At 72.4% G+C, this 14,602-nt stretch carries 12 protein-coding genes and 1 pseudogene; 8 read left to right on the top strand and 5 right to left on the bottom strand.

Features of this window, described 5'->3' with window-relative positions:
- Positions 1-26: 26 nt before the first annotated feature.
- Both OHB01_RS01775 and OHB01_RS01770 read left to right on the top strand, forming a co-directional pair.
- The gene (locus OHB01_RS01775) at positions 27-2,111 is read left to right on the top strand and encodes an HAD-IIIC family phosphatase (RefSeq protein WP_328854853.1); all 2,085 of its coding nucleotides are present in this window, start codon (positions 27-29) and stop codon (positions 2,109-2,111) included.
- A gap of 5 nt (positions 2,112-2,116) precedes the next feature.
- On the top strand, positions 2,117-3,403 hold the full coding sequence (locus OHB01_RS01770; RefSeq protein ID WP_328854852.1) for a glycosyltransferase: 1,287 nt from the start codon (positions 2,117-2,119) through the stop codon (positions 3,401-3,403).
- Positions 3,404-3,558: 155 nt separating this feature from the next.
- On the opposite strand, the pseudogene OHB01_RS39815 reads toward OHB01_RS01770, so the two are convergent.
- Positions 3,559-3,762, bottom strand: a pseudogene (locus OHB01_RS39815) (TetR/AcrR family transcriptional regulator C-terminal domain-containing protein); the annotation flags it as partial.
- A gap of 23 nt (positions 3,763-3,785) precedes the next feature.
- Between OHB01_RS39815 and OHB01_RS39810 the strand changes: the two are divergent.
- Both OHB01_RS39810 and OHB01_RS01760 read left to right on the top strand, forming a co-directional pair.
- Positions 3,786-4,157 (top strand): FAD-dependent monooxygenase, encoded by a 372-nt coding sequence (locus tag OHB01_RS39810; RefSeq protein WP_142645891.1) that lies wholly within the window; start codon positions 3,786-3,788, stop codon positions 4,155-4,157.
- A gap of 22 nt (positions 4,158-4,179) precedes the next feature.
- Positions 4,180-5,454 carry a helix-turn-helix domain-containing protein gene (locus OHB01_RS01760; protein ID WP_147943424.1) on the top strand — a complete coding sequence of 425 codons (1,275 nt, stop codon included), beginning with the start codon at positions 4,180-4,182 and terminating at the stop codon, positions 5,452-5,454.
- Between the two features lie 4 nt (positions 5,455-5,458).
- On the opposite strand, the gene OHB01_RS01755 is transcribed toward OHB01_RS01760, so the two are convergent.
- Both OHB01_RS01755 and OHB01_RS01750 read right to left on the bottom strand, forming a co-directional pair.
- Positions 5,459-6,616 carry an NAD(P)/FAD-dependent oxidoreductase gene (locus OHB01_RS01755; protein WP_261985785.1) on the bottom strand — a complete coding sequence of 386 codons (1,158 nt, stop codon included), beginning with the start codon at positions 6,614-6,616 and terminating at the stop codon, positions 5,459-5,461.
- A 2-nt stretch (positions 6,617-6,618) separates the two neighbouring features.
- Positions 6,619-7,884: a serine hydrolase domain-containing protein gene (locus OHB01_RS01750; protein ID WP_328854851.1), complete on the bottom strand. Its 1,266-nt coding sequence runs from the start codon at positions 7,882-7,884 to the stop codon at positions 6,619-6,621.
- A 186-nt stretch (positions 7,885-8,070) separates the two neighbouring features.
- Between OHB01_RS01750 and adh the strand changes: the two genes are divergently transcribed.
- The 3 genes from adh (at position 8,071) to OHB01_RS01735 (ending at position 10,810) form a co-directional block, all read left to right on the top strand.
- The gene (adh, locus tag OHB01_RS01745; protein WP_142645888.1) at positions 8,071-9,594 is read left to right on the top strand and encodes an aldehyde dehydrogenase; all 1,524 of its coding nucleotides are present in this window, start codon (positions 8,071-8,073) and stop codon (positions 9,592-9,594) included.
- Positions 9,594-9,974, top strand: coding sequence for a DUF779 domain-containing protein (locus OHB01_RS01740; protein WP_142645887.1), 381 nt, complete (start codon positions 9,594-9,596; stop codon positions 9,972-9,974). Before adh ends, OHB01_RS01740 begins: the two co-directional genes overlap by 1 nt.
- 164 nt (positions 9,975-10,138) lie before the next feature.
- Positions 10,139-10,810, top strand: coding sequence for a hypothetical protein (locus OHB01_RS01735; RefSeq protein WP_328854850.1), 672 nt, complete (start codon positions 10,139-10,141; stop codon positions 10,808-10,810).
- A 56-nt stretch (positions 10,811-10,866) separates the two neighbouring features.
- On the opposite strand, the gene OHB01_RS01730 is transcribed toward OHB01_RS01735, so the two are convergent.
- Positions 10,867-12,426, bottom strand: coding sequence for an RICIN domain-containing protein (locus tag OHB01_RS01730; protein WP_328854849.1), 1,560 nt, complete (start codon positions 12,424-12,426; stop codon positions 10,867-10,869).
- Positions 12,427-12,694: 268 nt separating this feature from the next.
- Between OHB01_RS01730 and OHB01_RS01725 the strand changes: the two genes are divergently transcribed.
- Positions 12,695-13,339, top strand: a complete 645-nt coding sequence (locus OHB01_RS01725) for a TenA family protein (RefSeq protein WP_147945356.1) — start codon at positions 12,695-12,697, stop codon at positions 13,337-13,339.
- Here the strand turns inward: OHB01_RS01725 and OHB01_RS01720 are convergent.
- Entirely contained in the window at positions 13,336-14,598 is a 1,263-nt protein-coding gene (locus OHB01_RS01720) for a DNA glycosylase AlkZ-like family protein (protein ID WP_328854848.1), read from the bottom strand. The genes OHB01_RS01725 and OHB01_RS01720 overlap by 4 nt on opposite strands.
- Positions 14,599-14,602: the final 4 nt, after the last annotated feature.

Raw genomic sequence — 14,602 nt, 5'->3', positions numbered from 1 at the left:
CAGGCGCCGTTCGAAGGGACACCGAAGTGAACAAGATCGGGCTTGGGGTCGCCGCGACCTTCACCGCCGAGCCGCTCGGGGACGCCCTGCGGTTCTGGCTCGCCGAACTCGGCATCCACGGGGACGCCGAGGAGGCCGTCGCCTTCGCGCCGTACGACCAGGTCTTCCCCTCGCTGCTCGACTCGGGCAGCGTGCTCGGCCGGGCCCGCGCCGCCGTCGTACTGGTCCGGGCGGAAGACCTGGTGGCCGAGGATCCGTCCGCCGGGCAGGACGGGCTCGACGAGGCGGAGGCCGTCGCCACCGACCTCGCCGCCGCGCTGCGCACCTCGGCGCGCGGGTCGGGCAGTCCGCACGTGCTCGTCGTCTGCCCTCCCTCGCCCGAGCACGGCTCGCCCGAGGTGCACGCGCGCCTCGCGTCCCGGCTGGTCCGGGCGTTCGAGGACGACCGGGCCGTCTCCGTGCTCACCTCCGCCGAGCCGTACGAGCCGGGGCCGGACGAGGTGCACGACGCCTTCGCCGACCGGACCGGCAACGTGCCCTACACCGACCGCTATTTCGCCGCACTGGCCGCCGCGGCCGTCCGCCGCCTGCACGCCATGACCACCCCGCGTCCCAAGGTCGTCGCCGTGGACTGCGACGGCACGCTCTGGGACGGCGTGGTCGGCGAGGACGGCCCCGACGGCGTCGTCATCGGCCCCGAGCGGCTGGAGATCTGGCGCGAGCTGGCCCGCCAGGTCGCCGCGGGCAGGCTGCTGTGCCTGTGCAGCAAGAACGAGGAGAAGGACGTCCGCGAGGTGTTCGCGCGGCATCCGGAGCTGCCGGTCGGCCTGGACGACATCGCCGCGATGCGCGTCGGGTGGGACGCCAAGTCGGTCTCGCTGCGCTCGGTCGCCGCCGAGCTCGGCCTCGGGCTCGACTCCTTCGTCTTCCTCGACGACAGCCCGGTCGAGTGCGCCGAGGTGCGGGCCGGCTGCCCCGAGGTGCTGACGCTCAGGCTCCCGGCGGACGCCGCCGAGGCGGCGGCCTTCCTGCGGCACTGCTGGCCGCTCGACCTGGCCGCGGTCACCGAGGCCGACCGCGAGCGCACCCGGCGCTACCAGGAGGAACGGCAGCGCGAGCAGGCCAGGGGCGAGATGTCCCTCGCCGACTTCTTCGCCACGCTCGACCTGCGGGTGACCATCACCCCGGCAGGTCCCGAGCACGAGGCGCGGGCCGCGCAGCTCGCCGAGCGGACCAATCAGTTCAACCTCTCGGGGACGCGCCGCCTGGACGGCGACGAGAAGTTCGTCGTGGACGTGCGCGACCGCTTCGGCGACTACGGCGTCGTCGGCCTCACCGACGTGCGTACGGACGGCGACACGCTGCGCGTGGGCGCGTTCCTGCTGAGCTGCCGGGCGCTCGGGCGCGGGGTGGAGCACCGCATGCTCGCGCACCTGGGGGCGCTCGCGCGGGAGCGCGGGCTGGCCCGGGTGGCCCTGGCGTTCCGGGAGACCGAGCGCAACCGGCCGGCCAGGGACTTCCTCGCCGCGCTGCCCGCGAAGGTCGAGCCGTACGGCGAGGAGTCGGCCTGGTATGTCCTCGACGCGGCCGACGCGGCCGCCGTCGTCCACACGCCGGGCCCTGCTGAGGAGAGGGCAGCGGGGCCCGCCGGGACCACCGGCTCGGTCGAACCCGCCGGGCCCGCCGGATGGGCGTCGGTCGAACGGATCGCGACCCGGCTGACCGGCGCCGACGCGATCCTCGACGCCATGCGGGCCGGCCGCCACATGACGGAGGTGGCGGGGGCGAGCCCCGTCGAGGCGGCCGTCATGCGGATGTGGGCCGAGCTGCTCGACGTGGCGCCTGCTTCCGTGAGCGACGGCTTCTTCCAGCTCGGCGGCCACTCGCTGCGGCTGGTGCAGTTCATGGCGCGGGTGCGTGCCGAGTTCGGCGTCGAGCTGCCCTTCGACACGCTCTACACCACCTCGTTCACCGTCGCCGAGGTCGCCAAGGCGATCGAGGAGCGGCAGCTCGCCGACGCCGACGACGAGGAGCTGGCCGGGCTGCTCGACGAGCTCGCGGGCCTGTCGGACGAGGAGATCGACGCCCTGCTCGACTCGGAGAACGGCTGATCCGCATGGCCACGATGCTGCTGAGCACCCACGGCACCAACGGCGACGTGCTCCCGTTCGTACGGATCGGGCGCGAGCTGGCGGAGCGCGGCCACGACGTCGTCGTGATGACCCACGCGTGGTTCGCCGACCGGATCGCGGCCGCCGGCCTGCGGCACCTGCCGATCGACACGGACGAGGGCTACGACCGCCACCTGGACGACGCCCGGCGCTACATGCTCGATCCACTGAAGGACCCCGAGGGCGTGCTCGCGCTCTACCGGCGCAACGGCCTGTTCGAGCTGCTGGCCGACGAGGTCCGCATGATCGAGGCGCACTACCGTCCGGGGGAGACCGTGGTGGTCGCCCGGCACACGTCGGGCATCGCCGCGCTGATGGCCGCCGAGCGCCGCGGGGTGCCGGTGGCGCTGGTGTCCGTCACGCCCCACCAGTACGTCTCGCTGCCGGTGCTCGCGAACCTCTTCAGGCGCGTGCTCGGGCAGGGGTACGACGAGGTCTTCCAGGAGTTCGGCCTGCGACCGGTCCGCGACTGGTCCGCCTATCTCAACAGCGCCAAGACCCAGCTCGCGCTGTGGCCGGAGTGGTTCGACGCCGCGGGCCAGCCGGCTCCGGAGGGTGTCGTCCGCTGCGGGTTCGTGCTCGGTGACACCGCGGAGGGGCCGGTGCCCGACTGGGCCGAGCCGCCCGTGCTGATCACCGGCGGCACCGGGCAGGTGCTGCACGACCGCTTCTACGACGTGGCGGCGCGGGCGTGCCGGCGGATCGGCAGGAAGGCCCTGCTGGTGAACCGGCATCCGGCGTTCCAGCCGGAGTCGCTGCCCGACGGGGTGGAGTGGATGCCCTCGGCGCCGTTCGCCTCGTTCATGCCCCGGGTCGCCGCGGTCGTCCACCACGGCGGGATCGGCACGCTCGCCCGGGCGCTGTCGTCGGCCACCCCGCAGGTGCTACTGGCGCACGGCGTCGACCGTCCGGACAACGCCGAGCGGCTGGAGCGTGCCGGGGTGGCGACCTGGCTGCCCGTCACGCACTGGACCGAGGACCGGGCGGCCGATCTGCTGGCGCGGGCCCTTGAAGACAGCGGGGAAGACGGCGGATATCGGGAGCGGATCGCGCCGCTCGCCGCCGACGCGGCGTCGGAGAACGCCGTGCGTGTCGCGGCCGACCACGCCGAGGCGCTGCTCGGCATCGACGCGGTCATGACGCGGCCGGATCCGCGTGAGCGGCTGGCGCGCCTCACCCCGGAGCAGCGCACGCGCCTGGCCGCCATGGCCCGCGCCCGCCGGGCCGTGTAGAGGACCGTGTGACAGGCCGTCACGGTCACCCGGCGGGGAGCGCGGCGGCCAGGCCGTCGAGCACCTGCCGCAGGCCGGACGCGAAGATCCGCTCGCCCTGGTCGGCGCGGTGCGGCCCCTCGGCCTCCACCATGATCCGGATCAGCGGCGTCGAGGCCGAGCCCGTCGACCGCCCGCAGCCACGCCTCCATCCAGGGCAGACTGCCGGGGCCGAGCCCGGGCCGCGCCGCCGTGGCGAGCGCGAACCAGGGGCGGCGCAGCATGAGCGCGCGGGTGCGCTCGGCGAGCTCGCGCAGGTCCGCGCGCCATTCCCCGATGGGCTCCGGCGGCGCGTTCTCGCGCAGCACGGCGTCCACCATCAGGTCGATGAGGTCGTCCTGACGTGGTGGTGGCGGGTGCGGGCCCGGCCGGGCTGATGCTCGCCTGCGAGCTGCGGCTGGGCGGGGTGTCGGTGCTGGTCCTGGAGCGGGAGGCCGAGCCCGGGGCGGCGCACAAGGCGGGGGCGATGGGCGCGCGGTCGCTCAACGCGCCGACGGCCGACGCCTTCCACCGGCGGGCCGGGGCTCGCCGCACGGGCCGAGGGTTTCGCCGGCCGTCTCACCGTGCTCCCGGGCGCGCCGGCCATGCTCGTACGGCCGGACGGGCTCGTGGCGTGGACCGGCGAGCCGCCCGCGGACCCGTTCGCGCCCTGGCTCCGCTGAGCGGACCCGGGCCCTTGTCGGGCGGCCCGGGCGTGGGTGACGATGGCGCCTGAAGACGCGGAGAGTGAGGGCGCCGTGACCAATCCATGGCTCGCGCTTGAGTCCGGGGCCGACGCTGCGGAACGCACCGGTGAGCTGCGCCGCGCCCATGAACGCTTCCTGTCGGCCGGGGTGATCGACGGCCCGATCGACGGCCCGGTGCGCTCCGTCGTCGCGGACTCGTGGCGGCGCTCGGCGCGGGCCGTCGATCCGGACGCGCTCGCGCCGCTGGAGCTCAGCGACGCCGAGCTGGAGGAGTATCGCCGCGCGCACCCGCTGGCCCAGGTGCTGCCGCTGTTCCGCGACCTGCTGGGCGGCATCGCCGACGACGGGCGGCACCTGCTCGCGGTGTGCGACGCGGCCGGGCGGCTGCTGTGGGTCGAGGGCCATCGCGGGGCGCGGGCGCGGGCCGAGCGGATGAACTTCGTCGCCGGGGCCCGGTGGGACGAGTCCCACGCGGGCACCAACGCCCCCGGCGTCGCGATCACGGTCGACCATCCGGTGCAGATCTTCGCGGCCGAGCACTTCGCCGTGCCGGTGCAGCCGTGGACCTGCGCCGCCGCGCCGATCCACGACCCGCACACCGGCCACCTGCTCGGCGCGGTCGACGTGACCGGCGGCGACAACCTGGCCAGCCCGTACAGCCTGGCCCTCGTGCAGGCGGCGGCCCGCGCGGCGGAGGCCCATCTGGCGACCCTCCCGGCACCGGATCTCGCGCCCGCCGTGACGCTCACCGCCCTGGGCCGGGACGACGCCGTGCTCGGCGAGGGCCCGCGCCGCATCAGGCTCGGCCCCCGGCACAGCGAGATCGTCGTGCTGCTGGCCTGCCACCCCGAGGGACTGGGCAGCGACCAGCTCAGCATGGAGCTGTACGGCGACCGCGCGCTGAACCCCGTCACGCTCCGCGCGGAGCTGTCCCGGCTGCGCCACCGGCTCGGCCCGCTGCTCGACTCCCGTCCGTACCGGCTGCGGGTGCCGGTGCGGGCCGACTTCCAGGAACTGGCCGAGCACCTGGCCGCCGCGGACGCCGACGCCGCGCTGCGGGCCTATCGCGGGCCGCTCCTGCCCGGCTCGGACGCGCCCGGCGTCGTCTGGCAGCGCCGCCTGCTCGACGACGGCGTACGCGACCTGCTGGTGGCCCGGCGCGACCCCGCGCTGCTCGAACGGTGGACGCGCGCGCCGTGGGGGAGGGACGACATCGTCGCCTGGCAGGCGCTGCTGGCCGCGCTGCCCGCCGGATCCCCGGCGCGGGCGCGGGCCGCCCGGCGGGTGCGGTACCTCGACGCGGAGTACGGCCTGCCGTCGCTGTGAAGGCTCAGGCGAGGTTCCTGAGCCATCGGACGGCGACCGCCGCGGCCAGGCGGGGCGGCACGGTGCCCGCTCCGAGCCCGACGTCGACGAGCAGGTCGAACACCTCGGTGCGGCGGGCGGCGACGTCGATCGCCGCGTCGATGAACCCGGGGGAGCGGGCGGCCAGGGCGAGCGTGTCGGTGGTGCGCAGGTGCCGTCCGAGCGCCCGGCGCAGCCCGCGCCGGTAGGCCCGCAGCGGGGCGTCCGGTGACCCGATCGCCGCCTCGGCGGCGAGCCGTCCCGACACCAGCGCGTAGTAGATGCCCTCGCCGGTCAGCGGGTTGATCAGGCTCGCCGCGTCACCGGCCAGCAGCACCCGGCCCGCGCCCGGCACCGGCCGCCCGCTCGACAGCGGCAGGTGGTGGGCCCGCAGGTCGCGCACCTCGCCGGGCGGGCTCTCCATCATCTCGGGAAGCAGCCGGGCCAGCCGGCCGTGCAGCACCTCGCGGCCCGGCAGCCCGGTCTCCCGCATGCGGGGCAGCAGCAGGCCGTAGCCGACGTTGGCCGTGCCGTCGCCCACGGGGAACGACCAGCCGTAGGCCGGCCACGCCTCGCTCTGCATGACGATGACCTGCACGTCGTCGTCCGGGGGCACGTCGGCGTACCCGCGCACCGCGATGGCGGTGTGCCGCTCCGGGCTCGGCGGCACCCCGATCAGCCGCCGTACGGCCGAGTTGGCGCCGTCGGCGGCGACGACCGTCCGGGCGACCAGGTGACCGTCGACCACGACGTGCCCGCCGAGGGCGGTCAGCGTGCGCACCCGGTGGCGGCGCACCTCCACGCCGCGCGCCCGCGCCGCCTCGACCAGCCGGGCGTCGAAGACCCGGCGGGGCACCACGTGGTTGGGCCGCGCGACGACGGCCGAGACGTGGGCGCCGCCGGGCGACGTCACCGACAGGCGCGGCGTCGGCCGGTGGTCGTCGAGCAGGCCGGGCAGCCCGAGCAGCGCGAGCTCCTGCCGTGCGTGCGCCGCGATGCCGTCGCCGCAAGGCTTGTCCCGCGGGAAGGCCGCCCGGTCGAGCAGCAGCACCCGGCAGCCGGGGTCGAGCTGCCGGGCCCGCAGCGCGGCGGCAGAGCCCGCCGGCCCGGCGCCGACGACCACCAGATCCCAGACGTCGTCCACATTTACAGACCGTACGTGGAGAAGAGGTCGGTGGTGGGCCAGGACTTCACCGAGTTGGCGGCGGTGTGGAGAAGGGAGTCGATGTCCCCGTAGCCGAGCCCCGAGGCGTCGTCGCGCTGGTCGAACAGCACCACCCAGCTCAGCCCGTCGTAGCGCCGCACCATGAGGGTGGAGGTGCCGGCCAGGGAACCCGTGTGCCAGGTGTTGCGGCCCCCGGTGACCGGGCGGACCTGCCAGCCGAGGCCGTAGTACCAGCCGTTGGAGTTGATCCCGATCGACGGCTTGGCGAACGCCTTGGAGATCGACGCCGAGGTCAGCACGCCGGCCGCGTCGAAGAGGGTGGTGAACTTCGCCAGATCGACGGCCGTGGCGAGCCAGCCGCCGTGGGCGGCCATGTTCTCCAGGTTGAACTCGCCGTACGGGTAGGGCAGCACGGAGCCGGAGGTGTCGATCACGCTCGTGCCGGTGTACTTCGAGAAGTACGGCACCTCGCCCGATTTGCGGAGACTCTTCGCCGTCCTGCCGAGCGTCATCCGCTTGATCTTGAGCGGCGTCAGGATCTTGCTCTGAACGTAGCTCGCGTACGAGACCCCGCTCGCCTTCTCGATGACCTTCTGCAGGAGGAGGTATCCGTAGTTCGAGTACGCGTACGTCGTCCCGGGCGCGTGGTCGAGCTTGCGGCCGGTGACGTACTGGATGATGTGCGCCTGGGTGACCGGCAGCGGGACGCCGAACTTGGCCGCGATCGTCCGGTCGCTGAACATCGGATCGCCCGACACCTCGGAGTCCCAGCCGCCCAGGTGCTGCAGCAGGTGGGTCACGGTGACGGAGGCGAGGCGCGGGTCGGCGGCCGTGCTCAGCCCCAGCAGCGGCGCGACCTTGGCCGTGAGGCTGAGCTGGCCGTCCTGCACCAGCTTCAGCACCGCCGCGGCGGTGATCGGCTTGCTCAGGCTCGCGATGCGGAACAACGAGGTGGGCCCGGCCGAGAACGAGGTGTCCGCCGTCCAGTTGTAGCCCCGGGCGAGCACCAGCTTGCCCTTGCGGGCCACGGCCAGGGAGGCGTGCGGGATCGTCCGCGCCTGCATGAAGCTCTTGAGCGTGTCGTCGAAGGGCTTGAGCGACGTCGCGCCGCTGCCGGTCACACTCCACGTGCGGGCCGCCGCGCTCGCGGGCGACGCGGGCAGCCCGGCGGCGAGCCCGGCCGCGGCGCCGCCCGCCAGCAGGCGCAGCGCGTCCCGACGGGAGGCGGAAAACGATTCCGAAATCATGACGCGTGATTTTAGGACAGACTTGACCGGCCGTAACCTTATTTCTGACTATCCGGATCGGAGGCTCAGCTCGGTGAGAGGCTGTTTCCGGAAAGGCGCCGGGAACATGGACGCAACGTGTCGGCAACGTGCCCGTGACTAAGGTCCGGGGCGTCAGACCCACACCCTGTCCGGGAGGTCCATCCCATGACCCGTTACGCCGCGCCGGGACAGCCGGACGCCCTCATGGCGTACGAGCAGCGTTACGACCACTGGATCGGCGGGGAGTACGTCCCGCCGCAGCGCGGGCGGTACTTCGAGAACCCCACGCCGGTGACCGGTCAGACCTTCACCGAGATCGCGCGCGGCACGGCCGAGGACGTCGAGCGCGCCCTGGACGCCGCGCACGGCGCCGCCCCCGCCTGGGGACGCACGTCCGCGGCCGAGCGGGCGAACATCCTCAACCGGATCGCCGACCGCATGGAGCAGAACCTGGAGCGGCTCGCCGTCGCCGAGACCTGGGAGAACGGCAAGCCGATCCGGGAGACGCTGGCCGCCGACATCCCGCTGGCCATCGACCACTTCCGCTACTTCGCGGGGGCGATCAGGGCCCAGGAGGGCAGCCTGTCGGAGATCGACGCGGACACCGTCGCCTACCACTTCCACGAGCCGCTCGGCGTCGTCGCGCAGATCATCCCCTGGAACTTCCCGATCCTGATGGCCGCCTGGAAGCTCGCGCCCGCGCTGGCCGCCGGCAACGCCGTGGTCCTCAAGCCGGCCGAGCAGACCCCCGCGTCGATCCACTACTGGATGAGCCTGGTCGCCGACCTCCTCCCGCCGGGTGTCCTCAACATCGTCAACGGGTTCGGCGTCGAGGCGGGCAAGCCGCTGGCCTCCAGCGCGCGGGTCGCGAAGGTGGCCTTCACCGGGGAGACCACCACCGGGCGGCTGATCATGCAGTACGCCAGCGAGAACATCAAGCCGGTCACGCTGGAGCTCGGCGGCAAGAGCCCCAACATCTTCTTCGACGACGTGTCCTCCGCCGACGACGAGTTCTTCGACAAGGCGCTGGAGGGCTTCACGATGTTCGCGCTCAACCAGGGAGAGGTGTGCACCTGTCCCTCCCGGGCGCTCATCCAGCAGGGCCACTACCAGCGGTTCCTGGAGGCCGCGGTCGAGCGTACGGAGAAGATCGTGCGCGGGCACCCGCTGGACCTGGCCACGATGGTCGGCGCCCAGGCGTCCAACGACCAGCTGGAGAAGATTCTGTCCTACCTCGACATCGGCCGGCAGGAGGGCGCCAAGGTGCTCACCGGCGGGCAGCGCGCCGACCTCGGTGGCGAGCTGTCGGGCGGCTACTACGTCGAGCCGACGATCTTCGAGGGCGCCAACCACATGCGAGTGTTCCAGGAGGAGATCTTCGGACCGGTCGTCTCGGTGACCTCGTTCACCGACTTCGACGACGCCATCAAGATCGCCAATGACACGTTGTACGGCCTCGGGGCCGGTGTGTGGACCAGGGACGTCAACAAGGCGTACCGGGCCGGCCGGGCCATCCAGGCCGGGCGGGTCTGGACGAACTGCTACCACGCCTATCCCGCCCACGCCGCCTTCGGCGGCTACAAGCAGTCGGGCATCGGCAGGGAGACCCACAAGATGATGCTCGACCACTACCAGCAGACCAAGAACCTGCTGGTCAGCTACTCGCCCGCGAAGCTCGGCTTCTTCTGATGCCCGAGGTGTCCCGCGTGGACCTCACCCCCGCGGCCGCCGACCTCATCCGGCGGCTGCGGGCGGCCCACGGCCCGCTGATGTTCCACCAGTCCGGCGGCTGCTGCGACGGCAGCGCGCCGATGTGCTATCTGGAGGGCGAGTTCCGCACCGGCTCCTCCGACGTGCTGCTCGCCTCACTCGCCGTCGAGGGCGTCGACGAGCCGGTCACGTTCTGGATGTCGGCAAGCCAGTTCGAGCGCTGGCGGCACACCCATCTCACCGTGGACGTCGTCCCCGGCCGGGGCAGCGGCTTCTCCCTGGAGGCACCCGAGGGCGTGCGCTTCCTGATCCGCTCCCGCCTGCTCACCGACGCCGAACGCGCCGCCCTCGACAGCTGAATGTCGATTACGCGTTGACGTCGCAATGTGACGGTAAGTAATGACTTCGCTGTAGTTGGGCGCGGTGGTGGACGGACCGGGAGGGGCACGGTGAGCATGCGGCTGATCCGGGGAGGAGCGGTGATCAGCATGCCCATCGATATGCCGAATCCTCTGGCGGGTCCGTGCTGTCCATACTCCTGGCGGCACGGGAGCTGGACCTGTCGGTGACCGAGACCCACCTGGTGGGGCTCCTTTATCTCACCGACGTCGCCGCCGTCGAGGCGGGACACGCGCCGATCAGTGGGGCCACCTGGCGCCTCGGGCGCCGTGGCCCCTACGACCCCGCCCTGATGCGGGCCCAGGACTATGTGGTGGAAAGCGAACTCGCGGAGCGTGGCGACGACGAGTCGGCCGACGCGGGGGCGGGCGTTCTGTCCCTAACCCTGGTTGTGGACGATCCTCTCGATCGTGAGGCCATGGACTTCGTCCGTACGGTCGTGGCTCTGCATGGCGGCAAGGACACAGCCGCTCTTCGGAGCGTGGTGGACGCCACCGTGCCCGTCATCGAGGCGCAGGCGGGCGGAGAGTCCGGCGTTCTGCTCGACCTCAGCCGGGCGCGGCGGCGCAGGCAGGCCGAGGCGCTGCTCGCGCGAGCGAGGACGACGCTCAAAACGGAGTATTGCGTCAAGCTCGCGCAGGGAACCGCCAATCTGCCCAGCAAGTGCTGGGTGCGCACCGTTTGCGCGCAGCCCTTTCTCAAGGAAGAGCTCGGCGACTACCTGGGGCGGCTTCCGCCGCAGGTGGTGGCCCTGATCGAGGACAACCTGCTCGCGTGTCTCGGCCTGGTCGACTGACGGGCGAGCGGAGGCCGCGGCGTGGGGAGCCGCGGCCTCTGGGGTCTTCCCTGGGCTCAGATCTTGCCGGTGCCCGCGTTGGCGAGGACGTTGGCCTTGACGCCACTCGGGTTGTCCACCGTGTACGAGTACGGGATGGAGGCGACGCTGCCGGCGGTCTGCGGCGTGCCGGAGTTCACGAAGTAGTTGTCGCGGGCGACGATCGACCCGCCCGGCGACGAGCCTTCGGCGGTGTGGGTGGGCTCGGCGATGTTCTCGAAGTAGTTGCCCTCGACGAGCACCCCGGCGCCGCAGGTGGAGGCGATGCCGTAGCTGTAGCCGGTGTAGGACGGGTCCTTGTAGTAGTAGTTGTTGAACACGTGCACCGGGTTGGCGAAGCGCACCCGCGGGTTGCGCTGGGCGCAGGTCTGGAATGCGTTGTGGTGGTACGTCACGCGCAGGTGCCCGGTGTCCTCGGAGCTGTTGTTGTCGCTGTGGCCGACGAGCGAGCACTTGACGTGGTCGTGCAGCTTGTTCCAGGAGACGGTGACGTAGTCGGAGCCGTGCGTGATGTCCAGCAGGCCGTCGTAGTAGTCGGTGCCGTGGCTGGTGTCGCTCGACAGGTCGTTGTGGTCGAGCCACACGCGCTTGGCGTTGTCGAGGTGGATCGCGTCGCCGTTGCCGTTCCCGGCCCGGACCTTCGAGATCTTCATGTTGCGCACGATGACGTTGTCGACGTCACGGATGTTCAGGCCGCAGCCGGTCAGCCCGGAGTCTGCGCCCACGCCGACGATGGTGGTGTTGCCGCCCACGCGCACGTCTTCCGAGCAGGTGAAGTTGCCGTTCACCTGGACGATCTTCGCGGCGCTGTCCTTGACGGCGGCGGTGAGCGCGGTCAGGGAGGTGACCGTCGTCGTGCCGCCGCCCGCGCCGCCGGTGGTGCCGCCGCCCTGGGTCGCCCAGCCGATCAACCCGGTGGTGGGCGGAGTGGTCGGGCCACCGGTGGGCGGGGTGCTCGGCGAGGGGGTCGGGCTGCTCGTCGGCGTCCTGGTGGGGGTGGGGGAAGCGGGCGGCTGGGAGCCGGTGGGCTGGAGTGACCACTGTTTGGTGGACACCGAGTCGCAGGAGTTCTGCTGCACGAGCGCGCCTGAGGAGGTGGAGTTGTCCTTGGTGTTGAGGCACTTGTCGCTGTTGGCGTTGACGATGCGGTAGTTGGAGCCCGAGGCGGTCAGTTCCCAGGTCTGCGATGTGGAGCCGGTGCAGGACTCCTGCTGGACGGCCCTGCCCGCGGAGGTGGAGGCGTCCTTCACCCCGGCGCACTTGCCGCTGTTGGCGGCGGCCAGGCGGAAGCCGCTGCCCTGGGTGGACAGGTTCCAGGTCTGGTTGCTCGCGCCGTTGCAGCTGGACACGGTGAGCTGCACGCCGTCGGCGGTGCTGTTGCCGGGGACGGTCAGGCACAGGCCGCTGGCGCCGTTCACGATCCGGTAGGCGCCCGCGCTGGGTCCCGCACTGGGTCCCGCACTGGGTCCCGCACTGGGCGCCGCGTTGGACACGCCGACGAAGACGCCGCCCACCAGGGCGGCGACCCCGACAACGGTGCCGATCACCCCGACTCCGGTTCTCGTTGTGGTTCTCAAAGCCGAGCTCCTTGCATGTCGTGCAGGACCCCTGACCGAGGGGGGCTACTCCTGGTCCCGCGAAGGGCCGTTCATGAATGCGAACAGCATTCATGAGGAGGAACAACACGCATCAAATTACGGACCTGTTAAGCACCGGTCAATGGATCCGCCCGCCCGCGTTCCGGCCCGCCGGGGTCGCGCGTACCGGCTGGGCAGGTGGAGGCGGACGGACGGCCTTTGAGATCATCGTGAAACGTTCACGCCGCGACACGGGGAGAGATGCCGGATGACCGAGGAATCGACGACGCCGTTCAGCGAGTGGTTGCGGTCGGGGAGCGAGCCGGACTGGACGGCGGTGGTCACGCACCCCTTCGCGGAGGCGATCGGGAGCGGCACCGCCGACATGCGCCGCTATCTGGAGCAGGATTTCCAGTTCGTGGACGCCTTCACGGCGCTGCTCGGTGCCGCCGTCGCCGCCGCCGACGCCTTCGAGGCACGGGTGGCCGTGGGCCGCTTCCTCGGGCTGACCGTCGCCGACACCGAGCGGGGCTACTTCCACCGCGCGCTCGCCGAGGTCGGCGGTGAGACGGCACCGGCCACGCTGGAGCCGGTGACGGTCGAGTTCCGGGATCTGATGGACGAGGTGCGCCGCGGCCAGGACTATCCGCTGATCCTGGCGGTGCTGTGCGTGGCCGAATGGACCTATCTCGGCTGGGCCTCCCGGATCACGAAACTCCCGGAGGGCTTCGTCCACCGGGAGTGGATCGAGCTGCACAGCGGGCCGGAGTTCGAGGCGTGGGTGGGCTTCCTGCGTGGCGAGCTCGACCGGCTCGGCCCCGGGCTCGACGCGGACGGCCGGGCCCGGGTGCTCAGGGTCTTCCGGCGGGCGACCGCGCTGGAGCGCCGCTTCTTCGACATGGCGCTGGGCTAACCGCGCAGGGCGAGGGCGGCGAGGCGGCGCAGGGACAGGCGCAGGAAGACCGCGCTCACCGGCCCGGCGATCCGCCAGCCGATCCGCCCGGCCAGGCCGAGGGGCAGGTGGAGGTTCTCCTCCCAGATGATCCTGCTCCCGCCGTCCGGGCGGGGCAGCACGTGGAACCGCCCGATCCCGCGTATGACACGGCCGGTGTGGCGGACCTCCACCTCGTGTGGGGGCCGCCAGCCGGTGACGTCCATCGTGTCCACGAACGACAGCGGGCCGACACCGGTGGACGCCGCGAGCCTGCTGCCCCTGCTGCGCCCGTCACCGGCCACCACCCACGCCCGGGTCAGCACCATCCACTCGTGATGCCTGGGCCAGTCGGTCAGCACGGCGAACACCCGATCCGGGCTCGCCTGCGCGTCCACCGCCACCGAGAGGGTCTCCACCCCAAGGGTCCTACCCCAGGAAGCGGATGTCGCGCGCGGGGGCGTCGCCGGCCGCGAACTCCAGCAGGCGCTCGCCCCCCCGTTCTCGTCCCGGTAGGCGACCAGATCAAGACCCTTCACGACGGAGCGCAGCCCGGTCAGCCCCGACCAGACCTGCATGTCCTTTACCGACGCCGGACCGAAGGCGCGCAGATAACGCAGCACCATGTCGCCGGCGGCCGAGCCGTCGCCGAGCGGGCGGCCCAGCCACGACTCGGCGGGGACGTGCCGGGCCTGGCCCGAGGCGCCCCACACGCCACGCGGCGGCACCTGCACCAGCGGCACTGCCGCGCGTACGGCCTGGGCCAGCGCGTCGTGGCCCGGCCACCGCTCGCCGAGCAGCTCGTCGAGCTCCGCGAAGCTCAGCGGCCGCTCCTCCATGAGGGCGCGGGCGGCGCTCGCCACCTCGCCGAGATCCACCCCGCCGAGGCGCCTGCCGTACGACGTGCGCAGCAGCCGGTCGAGGAGCGGCTGCACGACCGGGCGCAGGGCGAGGCAGTCGTCGGCGCTGACCAGGTGGATGGTGCCGCGCATCAGCACGATCCGTACGGCACTGCGGTCGGTGAGCAGCCCGGCCAGGTCCTCGTGCCGGAAGCCCCGCAGGCGGGTCCAGAGGCCGACGTAAGGTGAGAGAGGAGTCTGCGACTGCATGCCGACCAGGTGCTCGATCGCGGCAAGAGCCTTGACGTCGTGGCGACGCAGCAGCATCTGGCGGTCGAGCAGCGCGCGGTTGAGCAGTGTGCGGTCGAGCAGTGTGCGGTCGAGCACGCGTCGGGTCAGCACACCG

The organism is Microbispora hainanensis, from assembly GCF_036186745.1.
In the GTDB taxonomy this organism is placed as follows: Bacteria; Actinomycetota; Actinomycetes; order Streptosporangiales; family Streptosporangiaceae; genus Microbispora.
This window is presented reverse-complemented; position numbering and strand designations above follow the sequence as displayed.

Excerpts from the sequence above, each read along its gene's own strand:
- OHB01_RS01740 (WP_142645887.1), top strand. The coding sequence starts at position 9,594 with ATGCCCGAGGTGTCCCGCGTGGACCTCACCCCCGCGGCCGCCGACCTC.
- OHB01_RS01750 (WP_328854851.1), bottom strand. The coding sequence starts at position 7,884 with ATGATTTCGGAATCGTTTTCCGCCTCCCGTCGGGACGCGCTGCGCCTG.
- adh (WP_142645888.1), top strand. The coding sequence starts at position 8,071 with ATGACCCGTTACGCCGCGCCGGGACAGCCGGACGCCCTCATGGCGTAC.
- OHB01_RS01725 (WP_147945356.1), top strand. The coding sequence starts at position 12,695 with ATGACCGAGGAATCGACGACGCCGTTCAGCGAGTGGTTGCGGTCGGGG.
- OHB01_RS01770 (WP_328854852.1), top strand. The coding sequence starts at position 2,117 with ATGGCCACGATGCTGCTGAGCACCCACGGCACCAACGGCGACGTGCTC.